At 40.9% G+C, this 21,901-nt stretch carries 24 protein-coding genes; 12 read left to right on the top strand and 12 right to left on the bottom strand.

All coding sequences use genetic code 11. The features are described from left to right. Positions 1 to 97: 97 nt before the first annotated feature. Positions 98 to 238, bottom strand: a complete 141-nt coding sequence (locus RMY31_RS33630; RefSeq protein WP_322658346.1) for a hypothetical protein — start codon at positions 236 to 238, stop codon at positions 98 to 100. 81 nt (positions 239 to 319) lie between these two features. Here RMY31_RS33630 and RMY31_RS33625 point away from each other — a divergent pair, with 81 nt between their 5' ends. Together RMY31_RS33625 and RMY31_RS33620 are read left to right on the top strand one after the other, a co-directional pair. Next, positions 320 to 1,267, top strand: coding sequence for a DnaJ domain-containing protein (locus RMY31_RS33625; protein WP_322658347.1), 948 nt, complete (start codon positions 320 to 322; stop codon positions 1,265 to 1,267). Between the two features lie 112 nt (positions 1,268 to 1,379). After that, positions 1,380 to 1,703 (top strand): DUF1825 family protein, encoded by a 324-nt coding sequence (locus RMY31_RS33620; protein ID WP_322658348.1) that lies wholly within the window; start codon positions 1,380 to 1,382, stop codon positions 1,701 to 1,703. A 48-nt stretch (positions 1,704 to 1,751) separates the two neighbouring features. On the opposite strand, the gene RMY31_RS33615 is transcribed toward RMY31_RS33620, so the two are convergent. Beyond that, positions 1,752 to 3,677 carry a transglycosylase domain-containing protein gene (locus RMY31_RS33615; RefSeq protein ID WP_322658349.1) on the bottom strand — a complete coding sequence of 642 codons (1,926 nt, stop codon included), beginning with the start codon at positions 3,675 to 3,677 and terminating at the stop codon, positions 1,752 to 1,754. 173 nt (positions 3,678 to 3,850) lie between these two features. Here RMY31_RS33615 and tyrS point away from each other — a divergent pair, with 173 nt between their 5' ends. Genes tyrS through RMY31_RS33600 form a run of 3 tightly spaced genes read left to right on the top strand, consistent with a single transcriptional unit; the run spans position 3,851 to position 6,459 of the window. Beyond that, positions 3,851 to 5,044, top strand: a complete 1,194-nt coding sequence (tyrS, locus tag RMY31_RS33610; RefSeq protein WP_322658350.1) for a tyrosine--tRNA ligase — start codon at positions 3,851 to 3,853, stop codon at positions 5,042 to 5,044. Between the two features lie 21 nt (positions 5,045 to 5,065). After that, complete coding sequence (pyrF, locus tag RMY31_RS33605) at positions 5,066 to 5,785, top strand: orotidine-5'-phosphate decarboxylase (protein WP_322658351.1); 720 nt, start codon at positions 5,066 to 5,068, stop codon at positions 5,783 to 5,785. Beyond that, positions 5,782 to 6,459, top strand: coding sequence for a hypothetical protein (locus RMY31_RS33600; RefSeq protein ID WP_322658352.1), 678 nt, complete (start codon positions 5,782 to 5,784; stop codon positions 6,457 to 6,459). Before pyrF ends, RMY31_RS33600 begins: the two co-directional genes overlap by 4 nt. A gap of 115 nt (positions 6,460 to 6,574) precedes the next feature. On the opposite strand, the gene RMY31_RS33595 is transcribed toward RMY31_RS33600, so the two are convergent. The 3 genes from RMY31_RS33595 to RMY31_RS33585 all read right to left on the bottom strand — a co-directional run bounded on the left by RMY31_RS33595 (position 6,575) and on the right by RMY31_RS33585 (position 9,159). Further along, positions 6,575 to 6,913, bottom strand: coding sequence for a hypothetical protein (locus tag RMY31_RS33595; RefSeq protein WP_322658353.1), 339 nt, complete (start codon positions 6,911 to 6,913; stop codon positions 6,575 to 6,577). Positions 6,914 to 7,204: 291 nt separating this feature from the next. Then, a complete protein-coding gene (locus RMY31_RS33590) occupies positions 7,205 to 7,882 on the bottom strand; it encodes a uracil-DNA glycosylase (RefSeq protein WP_322658355.1) in 678 nt (225 codons plus the stop codon). A 176-nt stretch (positions 7,883 to 8,058) separates the two neighbouring features. Continuing rightward, positions 8,059 to 9,159 carry a tetratricopeptide repeat protein gene (locus RMY31_RS33585; protein ID WP_322658356.1) on the bottom strand — a complete coding sequence of 367 codons (1,101 nt, stop codon included), beginning with the start codon at positions 9,157 to 9,159 and terminating at the stop codon, positions 8,059 to 8,061. Positions 9,160 to 9,287: 128 nt separating this feature from the next. Between RMY31_RS33585 and RMY31_RS33580 the strand changes: the two genes are divergently transcribed. Beyond that, a complete protein-coding gene (locus RMY31_RS33580) occupies positions 9,288 to 9,965 on the top strand; it encodes a class I SAM-dependent methyltransferase (protein ID WP_322658357.1) in 678 nt (225 codons plus the stop codon). 209 nt (positions 9,966 to 10,174) lie between these two features. On the opposite strand, the gene RMY31_RS33575 is transcribed toward RMY31_RS33580, so the two are convergent. Both RMY31_RS33575 and RMY31_RS33570 read right to left on the bottom strand, forming a co-directional pair. Then, positions 10,175 to 10,492, bottom strand: a complete 318-nt coding sequence (locus RMY31_RS33575; protein ID WP_322658358.1) for a hypothetical protein — start codon at positions 10,490 to 10,492, stop codon at positions 10,175 to 10,177. 227 nt (positions 10,493 to 10,719) lie between these two features. Next, entirely contained in the window at positions 10,720 to 11,190 is a 471-nt protein-coding gene (locus RMY31_RS33570) for an NADAR family protein (protein ID WP_322658359.1), read from the bottom strand. A gap of 783 nt (positions 11,191 to 11,973) precedes the next feature. On the opposite strand from RMY31_RS33570, the gene RMY31_RS33565 reads away from it, so the two are divergent. Beyond that, positions 11,974 to 13,461 carry an ABC transporter permease subunit gene (locus RMY31_RS33565; protein ID WP_322658360.1) on the top strand — a complete coding sequence of 496 codons (1,488 nt, stop codon included), beginning with the start codon at positions 11,974 to 11,976 and terminating at the stop codon, positions 13,459 to 13,461. Next, complete coding sequence (locus RMY31_RS33560; RefSeq protein WP_322658362.1) at positions 13,454 to 14,188, top strand: amino acid ABC transporter ATP-binding protein; 735 nt, start codon at positions 13,454 to 13,456, stop codon at positions 14,186 to 14,188. The genes RMY31_RS33565 and RMY31_RS33560 overlap by 8 nt, the downstream gene beginning before the upstream one ends. Before the next feature lie 473 nt (positions 14,189 to 14,661). Here RMY31_RS33560 and RMY31_RS33555 read toward each other — a convergent pair whose 3' ends face one another. Continuing rightward, positions 14,662 to 14,793, bottom strand: coding sequence for a transposase (locus RMY31_RS33555; protein ID WP_409879279.1), 132 nt, complete (start codon positions 14,791 to 14,793; stop codon positions 14,662 to 14,664). A gap of 302 nt (positions 14,794 to 15,095) precedes the next feature. On the opposite strand from RMY31_RS33555, the gene RMY31_RS33550 reads away from it, so the two are divergent. From RMY31_RS33550 to RMY31_RS33535, 4 genes are all read left to right on the top strand, one after another. Beyond that, entirely contained in the window at positions 15,096 to 15,470 is a 375-nt protein-coding gene (locus RMY31_RS33550; RefSeq protein WP_322658363.1) for a hypothetical protein, read from the top strand. A 64-nt stretch (positions 15,471 to 15,534) separates the two neighbouring features. Continuing rightward, entirely contained in the window at positions 15,535 to 16,164 is a 630-nt protein-coding gene (locus RMY31_RS33545) for a C39 family peptidase (RefSeq protein WP_322658365.1), read from the top strand. Positions 16,165 to 16,178: 14 nt separating this feature from the next. Then, on the top strand, positions 16,179 to 17,252 hold the full coding sequence (locus RMY31_RS33540) for a hypothetical protein (RefSeq protein ID WP_322658366.1): 1,074 nt from the start codon (positions 16,179 to 16,181) through the stop codon (positions 17,250 to 17,252). 271 nt (positions 17,253 to 17,523) lie between these two features. Next, the gene (locus tag RMY31_RS33535; RefSeq protein WP_322658367.1) at positions 17,524 to 17,643 is read left to right on the top strand and encodes a ParB N-terminal domain-containing protein; all 120 of its coding nucleotides are present in this window, start codon (positions 17,524 to 17,526) and stop codon (positions 17,641 to 17,643) included. 198 nt (positions 17,644 to 17,841) lie between these two features. On the opposite strand, the gene hemJ is transcribed toward RMY31_RS33535, so the two are convergent. The 4 genes from hemJ to psbQ form a co-directional block, all read right to left on the bottom strand. Further along, entirely contained in the window at positions 17,842 to 18,423 is a 582-nt protein-coding gene (gene hemJ / locus RMY31_RS33530; RefSeq protein ID WP_322658368.1) for a protoporphyrinogen oxidase HemJ, read from the bottom strand. 249 nt (positions 18,424 to 18,672) lie between these two features. Beyond that, complete coding sequence (locus RMY31_RS33525; protein WP_322658369.1) at positions 18,673 to 19,524, bottom strand: alpha/beta fold hydrolase; 852 nt, start codon at positions 19,522 to 19,524, stop codon at positions 18,673 to 18,675. A 209-nt stretch (positions 19,525 to 19,733) separates the two neighbouring features. Beyond that, complete coding sequence (locus RMY31_RS33520) at positions 19,734 to 20,846, bottom strand: FAD-dependent oxidoreductase (RefSeq protein WP_322658404.1); 1,113 nt, start codon at positions 20,844 to 20,846, stop codon at positions 19,734 to 19,736. 94 nt (positions 20,847 to 20,940) lie between these two features. After that, the gene (gene psbQ / locus RMY31_RS33515; RefSeq protein ID WP_322658370.1) at positions 20,941 to 21,408 is read right to left on the bottom strand and encodes a photosystem II protein PsbQ; all 468 of its coding nucleotides are present in this window, start codon (positions 21,406 to 21,408) and stop codon (positions 20,941 to 20,943) included. Between the last annotated feature and the right edge of the window lie 493 nt (positions 21,409 to 21,901).

The following is a 21,901-nucleotide window of genomic DNA, read 5'->3' as shown; positions in this document are numbered from 1 at the left end:
GTGCTGGCTCACCTTTTCCCCTTACCCTTTTCCCAATACTATTAACCTTTAACCTTTTCCCTTTTCTCTGTGCCTTCTGACAACTGACAACTGACCCTTACGGGTGATGCTCCTGCGTCGCTAACGCCAGTCGCTCATGGGGAGCCACTACGTTGCGGGGGTTCCCCCCGTTGTAGGCGGAACGCCTTCCCGCAGGGTAGCAAGTGGCGTGGAAACCCTCAAGACCGCGCTGGCTCACAACTAACCACTGACAACTGACAACTAATACCCAGTCTTCTTTGATGCTATCTTAAAGTTCTTATCTGCAAATATTAATCCAATGTCACAGAGCGCTCTCTCAGCAAAATGGCTGAAACAACTTTCCGATCCCTATGCTGTGCTAGGAATTTCTGTGGCTGCTGATGAGCGTCGGATTCTTAAACGCTATCACGCTTTAGCAAAGTTGCTGCATCCCGATCGCCATACTAAGAGCAACAATGGAGAACAGGAATTGGCGAAGACAATTTTTACCTGTTTAATTAATCCAGCTTACGAGCAGTTGAAACAGACACAAAAACGCGCTGAAACCATCGCAACGCTAAGGTTAGAGGCACGCGCCTTGCACCCAAACACGTTATCTCTCCAAAGTTCTGTGGCTGGAGAACTCATGGCAATGTCTGCACTGGAAGCTGAGGTCTTTTATGAAGAAGCGATCGCTTCTTACGCAGAAGCCCAATATAAATCGCTTCACGAAGCCTATCAGATAACTCAACAGTTAAGTAAGTTGAACTTAGCATACTTGTGCTTGCAATTACCTGAACCATTAATTCCTAAAACACCAACTTCTATCATTTATGAAGTTAAATCCCAGTCACTGAAATTGACATTAGAGCAAACAACAAATATTAAACCAGTAGCGACAAACTACGCTCAACATCACTATCGGCGAGCTATTCAGTATACTAGGCAAGCCAAATGGGCACTAGCCGTAGGAGAACTGCGCGATGCTATCAAGCTAGAGCCAAATAACAGTGATTACTATGCCTTACTAGGGTTCGTTCATCTGCGACAGAATTTTCCAGGAATGGCAAAAGTTTATACGCGTCAAGCATTAAAACTGAACCCGCAACAGTCACTCGCTTTGAAAAATGCTACCCAGTTAAAAATTAATCCACATGAAACTACCAATCCGAAATCTATGGGAAAAGCTGTAGGCGTTGCTGCTTTATTAAGTAGATTTATTTTTAAAACAGAAATCAGATCCAGTCAAGTGGTGAAATCTAGGTAAAAAACCGTACTTAAACCGTAGCTTGTTCTCTAGATCAGTCTCCTAGACTAAAATAAAAATAGGGCAAAAATATAAGCTGCTGAGTGCCATTACTCAGTTGAATATAAATAATATGGGATTCTTTGATTCTGATATAGTTCAACAAGAAGCAAAACAGCTGTTTGAGGATTATCAAGCATTAATTAAGCTTGGTAGTAGCTACGGCAAATTTGACCGCGAAGGCAAAAAGCTGTTTATTGAGCAGATGGAAGCCATGATGGATCGCTATCGCGTCTTTATGAAGCGCTTCGAGCTATCAGAAGATTTCATGGCCCAAATGACTATGGAACAGCTAAAAACTCAACTTGGTCAGTTTGGTGTGACTCCGCAACAGATGTTTGACCAAATGCATTTAACCCTGCAAAGGATGAAAACTGAGCTAGAAAACCAGCCTTGAAAGGGACTGGGTGCTGGAATAATTCCCAATCCCTAATCCCTAATACCTCTAATTTGACTTGGGTCGGGGAAACTTGGAAGGTGACTTAAATTTTTCCACAGGGACACCCTTGAGTGCTTTCTGCATAAAATCGCGCCAGACGGGAGCAACCATACCGCCACCTGTAGCACCACTAGCCAATTGTCTATTATCGTCCCTACCTACCCAAACAGCTGTTGTTAACTGCGGCACAGTACCCACGAACCAAATATCCTTTTCTGAAGAAGTTGTTCCCGTCTTCCCAGCTACTGGTCGGTCTAGAGCAGCACCTTTGCCAGTACCACTACTAACTACTGTTTGCATCACATCAATAATTGCTGCTGATGCCCAAGGATCGAGAACTAGCTGGGGCTTGGGTGTATTATCTAGCAACACATTGCCACTACTATCCGTGACACGGGTGATAATAGTTGGGGGCGACTGCCAACCATAATTAGCAAAGGTAGCATAAGCGCTAGCCATTTCCAAGGGTGTGACACCGATAGCGCCTAGAGGCAAAGAAGTCACAGGTTCCATAGGACTCATAATTCCCAAGGTACGGCAGGTTTCTATGACTCTATTCATTCCCACAGCTTTGCCAACCTTGATCACGGGAATGTTACGCGATTGCGCTAGGGCAGTACGAATTGACATCGCACCACTAAATCCACCATCATAATTTCTCGGAAAGTACCAACCATTACCATCTCGATAGCTGACTGGGGCATCTACCACCGTTGAATCTGGGGCAAACTTACCAGTGGCAAAGCCAGTATAGTATACAAATGGTTTAAAAGAAGATCCAGGTTGCCGCTGAGCTTGGGTTGCACGGTTGAATTCGCTGACTTTGGGATCTACGCCACCCACCAGTGCTTTGACAAAATGCGTGCGCGGATCGATTGCCACTAAGGCAATTTGATTTTTATATAATCCTTGACTTAGTAATGTTTTGTGCCACTTAACTACAGTTTGTTCTGCCATTTTTTGGAATTCAGCATCAACTGTAGTTTGCACCCGCATCCCACCTTTAGTAAGGGCTTCACCCCCAAACTTCTTACGCAGCTCCTGTGCTACGGTATTGGTGACATAAGGTAGGGCACTACCTTGAAACGATCTAATTCTACCAAGCTTGATTTCTTGCTTAAGAGCATCATCATACTCTTGCTGGCTAATCCAATTCAATTCCAGCATTCGCCCCAGTACTTCCTTTTGTTTCTGTTTTGCCAGCTTCATGCTCACAAAAGGACTGAATTCCTCTGGCGCTTGGATTAAACCCGCCATCATTGCTGACTCGCCCAGGGTTAAAGTCTCTGCTGCTTTGTCAAAGTAACTGCGTGCCGCCGTTTGAACGCCATAGTTGTTATGACCCCAATAAACTTGATTGAGGTACATTTCTAAAATTTGGTCTTTGCTGAGAATTTGCTCTAAACGAATTGCCAGCACACCCTCAGCTAACTTCCGGGTAAAGGCACGTTTTTGAGACAAAAACAGGTTTTTTACCAACTGCATGGTGATGGTAGAACCACCTTCCCGCACACCACCTGCTACCGCGTTGACTACCAAAGCACGTCCAACGCCAGTGGGGTTAATACCATGGTGAGAGTAAAAATGACTATCTTCGCTGGCTAATACCGCCCGTTTCAGATTTGGAGAAATTCTATCTAGAGGTACGACTTCCCGGTTAGCTTCTCCGTGGACACTTGTTAACAGTTTGCCTTTGATGTCATAGATATAAGTCGTTTCCGACGGCAAAAAGTTACGTAGCTGTCTTACATCCGGCAAATTGCGGAAACTGATAGCTAAACCAACTAGCCCTCCAGCTACAATAGAGCTTGTCAACATCGTGATTGATAACAGAGTACCGCCAGTTACCTGACCTACTCCTTTCAAAAAATCAAAACCCGATGAAGCCCGACGTTGTGGCTGCTTATTTTCAAAAGTCCTAGAAGACGACACGGCGATCTCACTTCCTCACTAGTAAATATAAATGTAATTCATTGAATGAAGTATGGTGGTTAATTTTTTGCAATTATATTAGTTTGGCAGATGAGAGAACGGACAAGTTGCCAGTGAATATAACCAACCTAACTTCTAACGTAAAAAACGTAGTTAATAGCGAATCTACTAGTATGACGCAATTTTCTTGGCTGCATCGTGGGATAGTAGAAATTTTCCCACAACCAACTGATGCTGACAGTGAAACTGAAAGTTTAGAGAAACGCTTAGAAACTACAAACCGACCTTTGAGGATCAAATTGGGAATTGACCCTACAGGTGCTGATATTCATCTTGGTCATAGCATACCAGTACGAAAACTGCGAGCGTTTCAAGATGCTGGTCATACAGCGGTGCTAATTATTGGTGATTTTACGGCTCGCATTGGCGATCCTACGGGTAAATCTGAGGTGCGTCGCCAGCTGACAGAAGCAGAAGTAGCGCAGAATGCCCAGACTTACCTCGATCAAGTACGTCCTATCTTGGATTTTGACACACCAAGCAGGCTAGAGGTACGTTATAACTCCGAATGGCTCTCCCGACTTGATTTAGGTAAAATTGTGGAGTTACTCTCTACTATGACGGTGGGGCAGATGCTAGCCAAGGAGGGATTTGCCGAACGTTATAAAAAAGAGAATCCAATTTTTATTCATGAGTTCCTATATCCATTAATGCAAGGCTATGATTCTGTTGCTGTTGAGGCAGACGTGGAATTAGGGGGAACCGATCAGAAGTTTAACATTGCTGTGGGAAGAGATTTGCAACGTTATTTTGGGCAAAAGCCCCAATTTGGGTTGCTGTTGCCTATTTTGATTGGTACAGATGGCGTGCAAAAAATGTCTAAGTCTTTAGGTAATTATGTGGGCTTGTCGGAACACCCAGCACAAAAATATCAGAAGTTACAAGGAGTTCCAGATAATCAACTAGAACAGTATTTTGAACTGCTGACGGATTTACCTTTAGACAAACTGCCAGAAAATCCCCGCGATCGCCAAACACTTCTAGCATGGGAAGTAGTCAGACAATACCACGGCGAGCAAGCAGCTAATGAAGCCAAAGAAGCAGCGAAAACCGGCGGCAAAGAAGGTGCAGTGCCAGAATTCTCTTTAGCTGGGGTGTCACAGTTTCCCGCCAAGTTAGCTTATATTCTCGGTGCTACTGCTTTGTGTAAAAGTACTGGCGAAGGCAAGCGGAAAATTCAAGAGGGTGGAGTACGCTTAGATGGCGATCGCATCACCAATGTCGATACCACTTTCCAGCAGCCTAGTGAATTGCACGGTAAAGTTTTGCAAGTTGGTAAAAATAAGTTTGTCCGACTGATACCTTAAATGGGGAGTAGAAAACTTTCAATGAACGCAGAACAACAAATTATTGTAGCTTTGGATGTGCCGGATGTGGAAAGTGCGATCGCCCTTGTCGATCGGCTGCCGCAAGTAGGTTTCTGGAAAGTCGGTTTAGAATTGTTTACTAGTTCCGGGCCAACAATTCTGGAACTACTCAAGTCGCGGCAAAAGCGCATTTTCTTAGATTTAAAGTTTGACGATATACCCAATACTGTTGCTGGTGCTTGTCGGGCTGCGGCTAGGTATGGAGTAGATTTGCTGACCATTCATGCTACTGCTGGCAGAGATGCGTTGAAAGCTGCCACTGAGGCGGTACAGGTAGGCGCATCACAAACAGGTGTAGAACCACCTAAATTAATTGCGATTACCTTGCTGACAAGTATTTCTTCTAGACAACTAGCTTTTGATTTAAAAATTCCCTTAGAGTTGCCAGAATACATCCTAGAAATGGCACTGATGGCTCAAGAAGTTGGATTAGATGGGGCAGTTTGTTCGCCCCAAGAGGTATTACAGCTGCGGCAAACTTGTGGAAATGATTTTCTCCTAGTTTGTCCGGGGGTACGACCAACTTGGGCAGATAAAGTAGATCAAAAGCGATCGCTCACCCCAGTACAAGCTATCCAAGCTGGTGCCGATTACTTAGTGATTGGTCGTCCTATCACCGCTGCTGCTGAGCCTAACTTAGCTTGGAAGAGGATTTCTGAAGAGTTAACCACGGTGGCATGAAAATCTGGTTTTCCCTTACACCCCTACACCCTTACACCCCTACACCCACTTTCAAGCCAGGAGTCAGGAAGAAAAATTATGGATTGTGGATTTTAGCTTGCAGTTTCTGGTTTGTCATCATAAGTACCAATAACTCAGCATTCTCGCAGAACCTCATCTCCTCTCCGGCTGTAAAGGAGGTGAAGTCTTCTTGTTCTGAGCAAAGTTTAGAAGTATTAACTACTCAGCTATTGCGTGATTTACCTAGCTATGCCAATCGTGCTAGTCAACGTGCCCGCCGTCGCAGCAGAAGCAGTGAAGTTTATAGCTATATGCTGCTGGCAGGAAAACCTGAATTTCAGCCCTTGCCCCTTAACCCAGGAGGATATACCGCAGATGGGCAAAAAAGTGCTGCCACAGGAGTAGAGCAAGTTTTTTTTACTACCTTAGAACGGCAGTATATCAATCAAAAAGCAGTGGAATTACAAGAATTTCACTGGCTGTTGTTGACGAAAACTAAAAATGGTTGGCGATTGGTGATGATGTTTACTCAAACTGATTCTTATCCAAAACAAGAACCACCATCGCCCCCACGAGATAGCAGTAATGGTAATATTGCCCAAGGAGTTAAAGCTTGGTTGCGGGATTGTCAGGCGGGAAGTGTACGTATGCCTACTACAAATTTAAGAAGTTAAAATCCAATACAGTTCAGTTAAGCATTTCTTTCTTCATTAATTATTTTTTATGTGCTAATAATTCCACCGCTACTACGTAAGCTTTTCTATTCTAAAATCCAGAAATAAAAACAGATTACCAGAAAGCAAAGAATTCTTTACCGTATCTTTGCGAAAGAGTTTTACGAATCTTTTGTTCTGTTATCTGTATTTCTGAAGATTTGTTTGACCAGTTAATTAGTTCTGAAATCAACTCAGACCTTTCCAATTCTTTTGATTCATGTTTATTATGAATATCATTTATAGCAGGCAAGTTTAAAGTAATTCCATGTAGAAAAGCATATGCTAAATTAAGAGGATCTATATAACTTATACTATCTATATAAATTTGTAAATTTCTAAATTTTACAATTCCTTGAGAAAAATACTCCATTAAATAAGAAGAAAATGATAATAAATCTTCATCTACATACATTAAAGGTAATTCTCTAATTTCATAAATTGCTTCATTAAGTTCATGTATTGACTTATTAAGACATAATTCCCATCGTTTTGTATTAGAATCAATACCATTTAGACACTTAAAAGATGGATAATCTATATTAGATAATTTATTCCAATAAGCCCATGTATTACTTTGAATGATTGATTAAAGAGTCTACAAAGTGTTCAACTAACAAAATTTGTTCGGGAGGCATTCGACTAATTTTTTCAACTAGCCTTTGCTTTAAACTATCATCAGTTTGCACTATGTTATACCTCCTCTCTATTTGTTTTGAATTTCATCAAACTTGGCACGCACTGCCTGTATATCTTGCCACATCAACCATTTAGGACTGCCTTTTTCCTTAGAAGGGTTACGCAGCAAGTAGGAAGGATGGAAAATCGGCATACATAAACGCCCTTCCCACTCTATCCACTGACCGCGAATTTTAGTAATCGCCCGTTTATCACCAGTTAGACCTTTGAGAGCAGTTGCACCCGTTAACAGAATAATTTTCGGATCGACTAGGCGAATTTGCTCTGACAAGTAGGGTTTACAAGCCGTCATTTCGTCAGTAGTAGGAACACGGTTATTGGGTGGACGGCATTTGTTGATGTTAGCAATGTATACATCGGTTTCTGTACTCAGGTTCACAGATGCCAAAATTTTCTCTAGCAGCTGCCCTGATTTACCTACAAATGGTAAACCTGTTTCATCTTCGTTTTGACCTGGTGCTTCGCCAACAATCATGATTAGTGCTTGGAGATTACCCCGACCGACAACTGCATGAGTACGAGTGTCTCCTAATTCACAGCGGTGGCACTGATTGCAATGCTGTGCCAACTCGGTCATGTTGGCGTAAGTTCCATGAAGTATAGGAATTTTAGCGTCTGTGGGAATCAGCTCTTTTTGGTTAGGATTCGAGTCATCAAAGAGGCTGAGTTGGATTTCACTGCTCATGAAAATTGTAATGTTGGGTTCAGCACCAGCTGTTAAAAGCCATATTTCTTGTTTGCTGAATACTGAATATGGGCATAAGTTTTATTATATCAGTGAATTTGAACTAAAATTTAGTTATTATCAAAGCAATTTTGTTACAGCTACTGTATATTTCCTCCTTTTGTTCTCAAGTATTTCTAACTATTTGTAGATGTTCCCTGCTGATATTGCATGGCTTTAGCGTAATCGCCCAAAGCGTAGCAAGCGACTTTGAGACTCGCAAGGGCTTGTTCTTCAATGCGGTGGTCTTTAATAGTTCTAGCTAATAGTAAGCGTTCTTCATAGTATTTAATTGCTTTGGTATAGTCACCTAAAGCTTCACAAGCAACCCCTAAACTGCCGAGAGACTGTTCTTCACTACGCTTGTCTTTCAGTTCTCTGGCGAGTTGTAAACGCTCCTCATAATAAATAATGGCTTTGGCATAATCGCCGATCGCATAACAAGCATTACCTAAATTCTTCAGCACTTGCGAAGCACTGCGAGGATTGTTGAGGGTGCGTGCTACTTTGACACACTGCTCGTAGTAAGCGATCGCTTTTGGGTAATTGTCCAAAGCATACCAAGCATTACCTAGATTTTTGAGTACTTGTTCTATGCCCCAGTTATCTTGCAGTTCTCGGACAATTTCTAAGCTTTGCTCTTGATACGCAATTGCCCGTACAAAGTTGCCCGAAGCTTTATACACCAATCCCAGATTATTCAATGCAGCAACTTGACTGCGCCTGTCTTGCAATTTCTGCGTTATTATCAAGCACTCTTCTAAATACTCTATTGCTTTGTTATGGTCGTTTAGGTGACGGTAAGCATTACCCAAGTGAGAAAGTGCTTGCATCTGCACTAGTAAATCTGGAGTAGTCTTTTCCAAGGCTAGACACTGCTGGGAGTAAAAAATCACACCCTTGTAATCCCCAGAGGCGTAAGCAACCAGTGCTAAAAAAGAAAGTGCTTGCTCTTGTTGTTGTACATCCCCAAGCGCCCTAAACATTTCTAGGGATTGTTGTAACGACTTCAACGCAGCAATTAATTCACCAGCTTGCTGCTGTTGAACTCCCAGTCGCAGTAGCTTGGATGCTTCCGATAATTGCTCGTCATCTTCCTGTGGAAGCAGCTCATCTTCTGGCGAACTTTGGTCAAATTCATGGGTAATTGTGTTGCGCCTGATTTGCTTCAGGTATGTTGCAGGTAGTTGCACGGGAAATGTATTTTTGATTCTGTGGTTCGATTCACCGTTCGACATCGACCAATTCCTGTTACGTTTGCTGATAATTGATAGATTTAGTGTTCCCAAAACTAGAGTCCATCTTTCATGAAGAATGATTCCCCTGCTAGTGTTGATTCATGAGTGAATTGATAAAGAGATCGGCAATGCAAAGACTGCTGGAACCAGAAGTTATGGATAGCTGGGAAGAAGCCATTGAGTATGATGCGATGGACTTCACTGAGGTAAATACTGCTTTTGCTCAAGAAGCGATCGCCCTCGGCCCGCCAGCACAAGGTCTAGTGTTAGATGCTGGTACTGGCCCTGGTCGCATTCCCGTTTTGATGTGTCAAATGCGTCCCCAATGGCAATTTATTGCTATTGATTTAGCTCAAAATATGCTGCAAATTGCTGCACAACATTTTGAACAAGCTGGTTTGCAAAAGCAAATTCGGCTGGAATTGGTAGATGCCAAACACTTACCTTATGAAGATGGAGTATTTGATATGGCGATATCGAATAGCCTCATCCACCACTTACCCGATCCATTGCCGTTTTTTAGCGAATTGAAGCGCGTTACTAAACCAAACAGCGGTATTTTCATCCGCGATTTATTTCGACCAATTGATGAAGTGACAATGAACGCCTTGGTTGAAAGTCTTGGTAATGCATATGATGCTCAGCAGAAAAAATTATTTCGTGATTCTCTCCACGCCGCACTCACACTAGATGAGGTGAATCAGTTAATTTCCACTGTTGGTTTAGTTGGGGTGAAAGTTTATCAATCAAGCGATCGCCATTGGACGGCTGAACGAAATTGGACTATCGATGACGACCAAAGATAGTTAGGTGGGGACAAACTAACTTGAAAATGGGTGTAGGGGTGTAAGGGTTTAAAGTAAAGACATTTTTATGTCCTTGTTGTGTGTTTTTCTCGTGATTAGCTGTCTTGAAAATAGTGAGTACGTAGTAAGGAAGCAACTTTTTTATGCCCTTGTTGTGTGATTTTCGCGCGAACAACTAACAACTGACAACTCACAAATAACAACACTCTTCAGCCAGCCTGCTTCATCATATTCATTGGTGTTCGTGTATTCCACACTTGGTCAAATTCCGCTTTGCTAATTCCAAATTCTCGGATGTCCTCTTCAACTAAGGGTTTATCGCATAACATTCCAAAATTATCTGCCACGTGGTTGCCATCATAAAACAATACATTCCCATTTTCATAGACCTCTATTTGTCTTACGGGAAACAAATCAGCACTCACTTCCATAAAGTAGGTACTAGTACCCCAAGCATCATATTCACCACCAAGAGATTCATCCCAAAACCATTTGCAATACTTCTCGATCTTTTTTGATAGAGACATAATTGATTGACTCCTATGGGAAACTGCTACTTTCAAGCAGTGTAAAAATCTACTTACCGTAAGTCTAGGTGAGCGTTCCTTTAAAAGTTAAGTGTTGCAAAACACTATTGCAAGGTAACGCACTACTAAAAACTGCTGCTATGAAGATTAATTTCACGCCTTTAGACTGCTTTCCCTTAATTACCTATTTTAGGCATCTACAAGAGTAAACATTCACTGTAACCATACTATTTTACAGTACTATTCCCAATCTCTGCACCATCAGCTTGGCGGAGTATCTCTCGGACTTCTATTAAAATAATTCCCAAACGATTTTTACCACTACCATCGGCTCCACAACCCCAGTAATAATCAATAGGTGAATTTTCAACAATTTCTTCATCACCTGTAGAGAGTAAAATTTCCCTAATATCTGCATGGGTTTCAAATTTGCGTAGCACAGCTTTCCGCATAATGTCGTCTTTCACTTGCTCCCAATCTGGACGCAGAGGACGGCTTCTTTCACGCCCCATTCTTGCTACATCTTTAGGGCTTTTTACCAGACGGATTTGTTCTACATGAAACGTCCCTACGAACTTTTGTGCTTGAAAATAATGTTCGCTAGTATACCAATATAAATTATCCAACTCGAAGCCGTGGGGCGAAAAGTTGGAGAAACAGCCATATTCTTCACGAGTACTGTAGAAGTAGATTGTCATAGAATTTATACAGAATTGAATGTGCTGGGCAAGAGACTTTCAAATAAATAAATATCCTAAAACACCATAGTCTTAAAAACTTCAAAATTATTGGCGTTACATAATTGAAGTATGAATAATGCGATCGCCTCAAGCTTGCGATCGCTATTGCGCTGTTTGCCAAGAGGCATTAATTATGGTGTTAATTGCTGAAAGCATTGCTTTATGAAGGTTTTAGTAAAAGCGATCGCAGATTTATTTACTTCGCTAGATATCACCTTAAGCTTTTGAATTGATTCTTGAGTTAGTTCTTTAGTAATTTGTACTCATTCATAATCAAGTAACTACTTTAGAATACATCTCTAGACCCATTCTCTTATCAATTCATGTTAAGAAAATTGTGTCTAGGGATTTTATTTATTTTTATGGAATCCGAAATTCTTCTAGTTTGGCACGTTTCATATTGGCAGATCGGAGTTGGTGGTTCAACTCTGAACTTCAGTTGCCAACAGAACATTCAGGTTATTTTGTAAATTTATTTGCCCAGTAAAGTTTAAGATTTAATTACGAATTAACCATAAAAGGCAAAAGCCGCTCTAGAGATATCTGGAACGGCTTGGAGAGAGTTGTTCTTGCATTCGGGGCTTCATAGATGTAATGCCCCATTTTCTGTATAGAGGGTTCAGTATATATCCCTATACAGCTTGCTTTTGGCTGTTTCCGGAAAAAAGAATCAAAAGTTACAGTGATATAGTTCCCAAAATTATTCCAATATTAAGGGTGCATCGCATAATCAATAAGTCAATGAAGAAACGAAGAGTATGGCTATTGACAATCCTGTTTGCTGCTATGGTGGCAATCAGTATGATTACAGGCGATCGTAGCAATCCCCTACAAGCAACTTCTGTAGGCAAAGATACCCTGACAATGATTACTTCGCCAGATTATCCTCCCTACGAATTTTATGACACCAAAGGAGGCGATCGCCAAATAGTTGGCTTTGATATTGATATTGCTAATACCCTTGCGAAACAACTAGGGTTCAAACTGAAGGTGATGGAGTCTGATTTCAATGGATTAATTCCAGCACTCCAGGCAAATCGCGCAGATTTTGTGATGGCTGGGATGACTCCCACTCCAGAACGCAAAAAAAATGTTGATTTTTCAATTATCTATTACGAAGCGAAAGATACGATTGTCGCTCCTAAAGGTAGCAATCTAAAGCAGCCAAAAGACCTTTCAGGGAAAAAGGTCGGGGTGCAACTAGGAACTATCCAAGAGCAAAATGCGAAGAAAATCGCCGAAAAAGTGACGGGCGTGCAACTCAAGCAACTCAACAAAGTTCCAGAAATAATTCAGGAAATGAAATCTGGACGAATTGATGCAGCAATTGTTGAGGATACTGTAGCTAAGGGATTTGCCCAAGCTAACCCAGACTTAGAGTTTAATGCGATTCCCTCAGAAGAGCAAAGTGGCTCAGCGATCGCTTTTCCTAAAAATTCTTCCTTGGTTGAACCTTTTAACAAAGTCCTTCAACAAATGAAAGACAAGGGTGAATTAGAAAAACTAGCAACCAAGTGGTTTTCTACGAACACCACCACTGCTGCATCTTCACCTCCTGCTAAAGGCGGACTGAATCTCGACTTCACTAGAATCTTTCCAGATATTCCCTTTATTCTTAAGGGCATACCTATAACTTTATTGTTCACTCTATTATCCGTATTTTTGGGGTTAATTTGGGGAACTGTACTTTCCCTGTTAAAGATTATTGGTATCAAGCCGCTTACTTGGATTGCAAATGCCTATACCTCCGTATTCCGAGGTACACCTCTGCTTTTACAGTTGGCTTTGGTTTATTACGCCACGCCCCAGCTAACAGGCTATGATATCTCGGCTTTAGAAGCAGGAGTGCTAACTTTTACACTCAATTCTGGGGCTTATATGTCAGAAACTATCCGGGGTGGAATTCAAGCGGTAGATAAAGGACAAGCTGAAGCGGCGATGTCTATGGGTGTGCCTTATCGGTTGATGATGTGGGATGTTATTTTACCCCAAGCATTGAAGAACATTCTTCCCGCCTTAGTTAATGAAACCATTGGACTACTGAAAGATTCTGCTTTGGTATCAACCATCGGTGTAGTCGAAATTTTACGCAGTGCCCAAATTGTTGGTGCAAATAAATATATTTATTTTGAACCTTTGTTATTTGCAGGTTTAATTTACTACGTTCTGGTTATGGGTCTGACTTTTGGCGCATCTGCTTTAGAAAGGAGGTTGAGGCAAAGTGAGTAATGCAGTCATTCGCACAGAATTTTTGTGTAAATCCTTTGGCAAACTCGATGTACTCAAAGATATTTCCACACAAATCGAACGGGGGGAAGTCGTTGCTATTTTGGGGCCTTCTGGTTCGGGTAAGTCTACCTTTCTGCGATGCATGAACTTGCTAGAACGCCCAACCACAGGACGGATTTACTTTCACGAACAAGAAATTACTCAGCCGAAGGTTAATATCGCCAAAGTTCGCCAACGTTTGGTAATGGTATTTCAACACTTTAATTTGTTTCCCCACATGAGTGTGCTGCAAAATGTCACCTATGCACCTATCAAGGTAAGAGGGTTAAGCAAGCAGCAAGCACAAACTAAGGGATTGGAGTTACTAGCTAAGGTGGGTTTGGAGGAAAAAGCAGATGTCTATCCATCTAAATTATCGGGGGGACAGAAACAGCGGGTAGCGATCGCACGCGCGTTAGCGATGGAACCAGAGATGATTTTATTCGACGAACCCACCTCTGCCTTAGACCCGGAAATGGTGAAGGATGTGCTGGAGGTGATGAAAGCTTTGGCACAAACTGGAATCACGATGGCCATCGTTACCCACGAAATGGGATTTGCTAGAGAAGTCGCTAGTCGGATTATGTTCCTCGACCAAGGGAGTTTAGCAGAAGATACTACACCTAGCGAGTTTTTCCGCAATCCTCGGTGCGATCGCGCTAAGCAGTTCCTAGAAAAAATGCTTTGATTCTCTTACCAAACTGGGGCTGCTGGGTTTTTGAAGGCGATCGCATAATTTTCATATCATTGTGACAAATATGTCATATTCCGTTGTTACATTGAATTTAAGTAAACATTCAGTTTGCTCCTCACACCATACCACTACACTCTTGCTGTTCACAGGCAAGAGTTTTTTTTATTGGATACTACTTGAGGATTATGTCCAGCTATTTCTCTATCTAATGGAGGAATTAAGCTAGCTACTATAAATATTAAATAAATAACTATTCCGATCACCTGACGAACTTTAACTCTATAATCTCCTCGCTGCTAGATAACAGCAGGAGATTTTTTTTCACAAAAAATACTATTTGAGATTTTGGATTGTAAATCGCATTCTTTTGTCAAATTTTATTACATATTAAAAAGGATTTAGGAGCTAAAAAGCCGAAAATAGTTATAGGTTGTTTGCTGTAGTGGTAAATCATGTGGGAAACCTCGCTACGTACATCCCTCATGCAAAACATAAAAAATTCCATTCACTATCTCGCGCAAATCCACTTCTCGCGGACGACCTATGTGTTGTGCTTGTGGTAACAACGGTTTTATGATTTCCCATTCTACATCACTTATGTTTTATGAATACGCCTTTTGTGTCATGTTTTTGACATCATTAATTAATCTCTTCTCTATCCTCCTAGAATGCTAACGCTTAATTTTTACTCTTTACATTTCTTTAGATATAGCCTCTTAGTAATTGAACCAGGTGAATCCATTAGATTTCTGCCGATTGTGCAATCAGATAGTATTTACTTCCTCCTTTTAGGCTATTTTTATCCTAATAAATTAAAAAAACGCAACTTATTAGAGATTTTCACTAGTATACTACGTGCTAGTATTTTTTTACATACTATAAGTATTTACCACATAACAACATGACAAACTGGCTAGCAAAACTAACCATGATCTCGTTAAAACCAAGGTTTGGGCAGAAAAACCCTCTTGAGGAACAACTTACTGAAGATAAAGTACCAATCTTTACGAACGTTAAATCATTAACCTTTCCAGGTTTAGTTTTATTAGTAAAAGGTGCATGGTTATCTTTGCAGCAACTTCCGATTTCGTGGGCAAACAGTAAATGGATACCCTTTCTGTTTTGTATTCTGTTTGGTCTTGTGATAGCTATTTCTAATTTAAAGGAAGAAAAGCCATCTCCGCGTTATGACCAGTGGTTTTTAGGGATTTTGATCGCTCTTTTTAATAGCCTCGTAATATTTGGGGCTGTAGTAGGAGTACCGACACCGAAGTAAAGTAACTAGTAATTTAAATCCGGAAAAAGCCAAAAATGAATTGAAAGCAATAATTAGACCCGCGATGTCAAGCACAGCTAATCCAAGTAGTAGAAATAACAATAATTTACCTATAAAGCTAATGAACCAAGAGAAAGAACGATGGTGCTGGGCAGCGTGTATCTTGATGATTGTAAATTATTTGAGTAATTCCTTCAATAGAGGAGATGTTGATAACAATACACAAAGAATTACTCGTCAGTGTGAATTGGTACATTTATTATATGACCGTAATCCTATTAACGGATTTTTTCGTAAAATATTTGGGCCTAAGTGTTGTAGCTCTCATATAAAAGGAGAAGATTGTAACTACTGGTGTCAATTAGATGATTTTACATATTTATATAATAAATATAATATAACCTGCACTTTAAGAACTAGTGAAAATTCTGATGACAGTAAGCTTACATTTTCAGATATTAGAAAGGAAATAGATCACTTGAGACCAATCCAAATTGGCTATATGGATAGTAGGAAAAATGGACACGTTGTTATTATAAGAGGTTATGAAATATCGAATAAGGAAGAGTTTGTTCGCGTCAATGACCCATCTAGTCAAAAAGGGTCTGGTTTTCTTAGGTATAAAACTTTATCTCACTACTCCGATAATCAAGACTTGATTTGGAAGTACACTTGGCAATTTGAAACTAAGTAGGAGTTCTGGAAATTATGTTTGACATAAACAATCTAGAGTATTATAACAGGGCTTTACCTACCCAATTGTCTACTCAAATTAAACAACTGACTCTTGAAATTCTTAAAGAAGAGAGTAGCAAGTATATCCAGTTAAAGGAGGAAGAAATTAAGATTAGTGAGAATTTTAAAATCTGGATAACTCAGCCAGTTGAAGAACTTATATCTTTTTTTACATCCAACAAAAAAAGCACTAATACTTATAATAAGTTTTTAAAGAAATCTGCGAATGAAAATACTGATAGTATTTTTAAAAAATTTGTGAAGGAAACAGGTAACTTGCATTTTCAAATCAAGTTCAGGGGTGAAGCAATAGCTTTTGCTCGTGTGCATGTTGGAGAATCAGAAAATGATTCTTATTTAACTGAGTTATTTGTATCAGATTTAGCTAGAAAAATTGATGAGAGTATTAATCACTTACGCGATCAAATAGGTAATTTTGGTTTTCCTGTTCATTTAGTTATTGTTCCGCAATTGCATACCTATACCTTTTGCTTTAAAAATCTCGAACAAGATGCTCTTGTTTATATTATTGATAGTGATAAATCATATGAAAATGCTCATCCTTTATATAGAAATAAACTTTTAAGTTTAGATAATTTTATATATAAGATTATACTTCTTTCTGAAATAGCAGAAAGAAAAGAAAATCAAAGCTCATACAGACCTAAAATAAGTTTATTCGGCTTATTAGGAAAACTTGCTGTACTAGGCGCAATTATCAATACTTTTGGTATTGTTATGGCCTTCTTTGGTCAAACAAACTTAGGTCTCCCAACTGCGGCAGGGGGATTGGGCTTGAATATGGCTGTATATATGACATCTATGATAAACAAGCGCTCAAAGGATAGTAACACTGAAGAAAGTTTAGACCAGTATTTTAGTGGCAAGCTGAAGGAAGACAAAAGCGCAGTATATCAGAAGCTGCTTTTACATCTTATGAAGACTAACACCCAATTCATCGATTCAGACGTAGAAAGATACACAAGAATGAGGAGCGTGCAGCACGACGAAGTGGTGCAAGGTAGAGAGAGGAAACTAGACAGATAGGGGATAAGCTTGAGGAGCCGTGTGAGGCGAAAGTTTCATGCACGGTTCTGTAGGAGAGACGGGCAAGTCACCTTCCCCACCGACTCCAACAATCTCCCTTGTATCCACAAGCTTGTTTGCCTAACTTGAGAGAGAGCAAAACATGATCATGTAAAATCTCAAGTTCTGCCTGAAGGGACAGTGCAAGCCTAATGGGCATTAAGTCCTGACCGAGCAAGAACAGTTCAAACAAAGACGTCGCTACTTCGACCCAGAAAAGCTGTCCCAATTAGTGCAGTCAATCACAGAGCATAGCATTTTGGAACCAGTTTTGTTTCGTCCACTGCATGATGGGGGGTACGATCTAGTAGCTGGTGAAGGACGACTATGGGTGCGCGTGAGGTTGAATTAGGGGAAATACCTATTGTCTCTCATGATTTAGATGACAAACAAGCTCTGTTCTTTTTGCTTACATCCCCCAGAATCGGCTTGGATATAACTCAATAGGGTTCAGTACTGTATTGGACTGGTTTACTGGACATATTTACGCCTGAGATATAAGATTTATTTTTCAACATTTCTTAATGTAGGATATCTCAGGTAATCTTGTCTAACTTTGTTGTTGGGGTTGTCCTATCTGTGCTGTTAGCTTCTCTTTATCGCGCTTGCGTTTTTTAGCATAAAGCTGAATAGTTACCGCCATCAGAATAATCGAGCCGAAAATTAACCAAGCAGTAATGTCTGTAGGTAGATTATTTTTGAACACAGCCAGCAACACAATTACCATCAACATCACTGTGGGTGCTTCATTTAAGGCACGCATCTGCTGACTATTCCAGCGACATTCATCTGCTGCTAACTGCTTCATCAGACGACCGCAATAATGATGATAAGCAAGTAAAAGGGCAACAAATAAGAGTTTGACGTGTAACCAACCCTCTTTTAAAACATCCGGTTCAGTAGTTAGTAAACCGATTGCCATTGCTACTGTCACCAACATTCCTGGGGTAGTGATGATACGGTAGAGGCGTTTTTCCATAATCTGATACTGATTCTTCAGTATCGTGCGTGCTGGTTCGGGTTCTTGGTCAGCTTCAATATGATAGATAAAAAGACGTACCAAGTAGAATAACCCAGCAAACCAAACTACAATCCCGATAATATGAAACGCTTTAAACCAGGAATAAGCCATGAATCGTAACCTGCCTTTATCAATTCGTTCTGACTTAGCAATTGCCTAAATTACTACAAGTCCTCTCATTATCAGGTTACGGCAAAACCTCTTGCGCTAACAAATGCCAATACTGTAGATAAATGAAGAAGTGTTAATTAGCATGACAATCGTAAGTAATTTATTGACAAATTCTTGCCGATAAATTATTCCTTAGTTCAAATTCAAACTACCCGTATCCTTTGACTTCAGGGAATTAAAAATTATAAGTTAATTGGATTGAGAGCGACGTATAAAGGGCAAAAGGTCTTCTAGAATCGTTTTGTGGTAGTGTTCTTGAGGGTAATGCCCGACGTTATTAAGTTTTATTAATTCAGCATTTGGCACAGAATCAGCAAAGTTTTGTGCTATGTCTATAGATAACCAAGGGTCAATCATACCCCACTGAATAAGAATTGGCTGTTGCCATTGTTTGAAGCCAGATTCGATTTCTGTCATTGCTTGCTCAAGTTGCAAATTGCGAATGCTTGCTAAAAGAGCGCGTCCCACAGCCGAAGTTTTCAAAAATGGTTTTCGATAAACATCTAAATCTTTATCTTCTATGCGATAACGGCTACCACCCTCTAGAGTTCGATCGACTAATAGAGGGTCTTGTGTCATCACTTCACCTGCTAAAGGTAAACCCATTTGTTTGATTTTCCAGGGTAATTTGGCAGTAGTTGAAATTGGTGTATTAAGAATAGCGATGTTGGCAATTTGTTCGGGATGACGCAAGGCATATTGTAGCCCTACAGAGCCTAAAAATCCTTGCACAACTAAAGAAAAACGCTCGATTTCTAATGCTTGAATAAATCCTTCTAAAGCTGTAATAAATGCATCGGGAGTGTAGGCAAAATCTCGTTTTTCTGGCATTTGAGAAAAGCCATAGCCTATCCAATCAGGCGCGATCGCTCTTGTCCCCTGATTTGCTAAAGCTGGTAAAATATTGCGCCAACTGTAACTTTGTGAGACTAAACCATGTAGTAACACTACAGGCAACAAGTCAGTTCTGCCAATTGGTGAAGATTCCCGATAAAACCATTCTAGAGAATCTACTGTGATTTTATGTTCTGTTAAAGACACGCTATTATTTTCCTGGGTTTTGAATGTCAGCGCCTTATGCAAAAGCGCAAAGATAAAAAGGTTTTTTGTAACAATTCAGTACCCAGAAGTCAGAAGCCAGAATTTAGAAGGAATCCAGTATGATTAGCACATTTATTTATCAAATGTTTTCCTGATTCTTTAACTATTCTGACTCCTGAATTCTGACTCCTGAATTCTGACGTTTTTTATTAAGAATTCCCAGGAATAATCATCTCACGAATTGCACGAGCTGTTGCGGGTGCAAGTAAAACGCCGTTGCGATAGTGTCCGGTGGCGAGGAGGATATTACTAAACCCTGGCAGTCGATCGATAATAGGTGCTGGTCGTCCTTCGGGGCGGGGACGTAATCCCGACCAAGTGCGGATAATGTTTGCTGTGGCTAACTCTGGGCAAAATGCGATCGCTTGTTGTCTAACAGACTCCAGCAGTTCTAGATTTGGTGGTATTTCATCCCCATTTGCGGGAAACTCGACTGTTGCACCTACCCAGTAGTCTCCACCACCTACAGGGACAATATGAACATCATTACCAGTGATGGCTGGCTGAAAGTCGGGATTTCCTAATGTATGTCCCAAACTTAGTTGCAACGCTTGCCCCAGCACAGGACGGATATTAACCGTCTGGTTTAACTGGGTCGTCAGTGGCGTAGAACCCAGTCCAGCGGCAACTACAATCCAATCTGCGGCAATTTTTTCCTCTGTAGTCTCAACTAAAGTACATTTGGCAGGTGCTTCCAGATTGTTGTTTTCGGGCGTTGGCATACCCAGAACAGTCACACCAAATTTGAAAGTTACGCCTTTGTGCTGGGCTGCTTCAACTAAAGCTAACGTCAAGGCAGTTGGATCGAGTTGGCGGTCTTGGGGAGAATAGACAGCGCCTGTAATTTTTTCGTTATTTATTTGAGGGCAGATATCTTTAAGTTTCGCCGCGTCCCAAATTTCTAACCGCCAGCCCTGCGAGTGACGAATTGCCACTAAGTTTTCCCATGCTGCTAAATTATCTTCTTCACTGCAAAGGCTGAGAATTCCCTGGCGATTAAAAGGGATTTGGCGATTTGTTAAAGCTTCCAATTCTGGAATCAAAGTTTCGTAGCGTTGGATGCTAGTTTGTCGCATCTGCCAAGCCTTGCCCTTGACTTTCTGGCTGATTACGCCCATCAAAACACCAAGTGCAGCGCCTGTAGAAGCTTTTGCAGGTGCCTGACGGTCGATAACTGTGATTTTCAGTTCTTTAAGTTGACTTAGTTCGTAAGCGATCGCCGCCCCAACAACACCGCAACCGATAATAACTATATGACTCATTGCTGTTTTGAGGCCAGATGAAGAAGTAGGGGGAGATAAGGGAGCAACATCTTCCTCATCTCCCTCATCCACTTCCGTCTATCTTACCTCGTACCTAGCTTGCTTCTCCTGGAGTGCTTGTCTCAGGAACCAGTTGCAGGAATTTGTCAATGTCGTCGAAAGCAGCTTCGTAGTTATTTAAAGCAACTAGAGAATCGCGATCGACAGCAGCTTGATTGATTTTAACTAGGTGATTAAACAAATCCCGTGTGATTTTACGTGCTGCGGGTTGATCTTTGGGCAAAAGATTGGGAATGACATAAGTCATACTCAACCTTGCTTCCGTGATGGGGCCATGTATAAAATTGCTCACAAATATCCAGTCTTTTTTTTGGATTAAGTTTTGCAATTCTTCTGCGCGATCGCGCACAGCCTCAATTTCCGGAACGTATGTTTGAATTTTCTCTAGTTGTGATGTTGTATAAGTTGGAGGTGCAACTGCGACATTAGGGCCACCACAACTGATGAGAAATGTGGCCAATAATACCAGAATTAATGAAAAAATCGAGCGTTGACGCGCCATAAACAGAACTTATTTGTTTGCCGATTACCAGTGTCATTTTAGATCGCTAGGGTAATTTATCGTTCACTCTAGTAAGACAAAACTTAAAACTGCATACCATTTTGGAGCAGTGCGTAGAAATCTTCAATTCTGGTAAAAAGTTGGTTCATAGAGTGGCTATTGCTCTCGCTTTGAGTTTCGGAAAGTAAATAAAACGATAAATGCTGATTCTTAGCATTGGTTTTGGTCAAGGCTACTTTTAAATACGGCCGTCCTGCCCCAAGATCCTAGGGACTTCCAAATAAAAAAATAATCAATCGCTTGGGTGAGCAGGGGGAGCAGGGGAGGCCTCACAAGTGTAGGTTTTTAATCAAGCAATGAGTAATGACTGTAAAACTAACGCTCTAATCATCATTTCTTCTACCCCTACACCCTTACACCCCCACACCCTTACACCCTAAAACCAGGGTTTTAGGAACAAAACGTAAAAAACCTACACCTGTCAGGCAGGGGA

The sequence above is a fragment of the Dendronalium sp. ChiSLP03b genome (assembly GCF_034531165.2).
In the GTDB taxonomy this organism is placed as follows: Bacteria; Cyanobacteriota; Cyanobacteriia; order Cyanobacteriales; family Nostocaceae; genus Dendronalium; species Dendronalium minutum.
The sequence above is the reverse complement of the archived record's forward strand: the minus strand, read 5'-3'. Positions and strand labels throughout refer to the sequence as shown.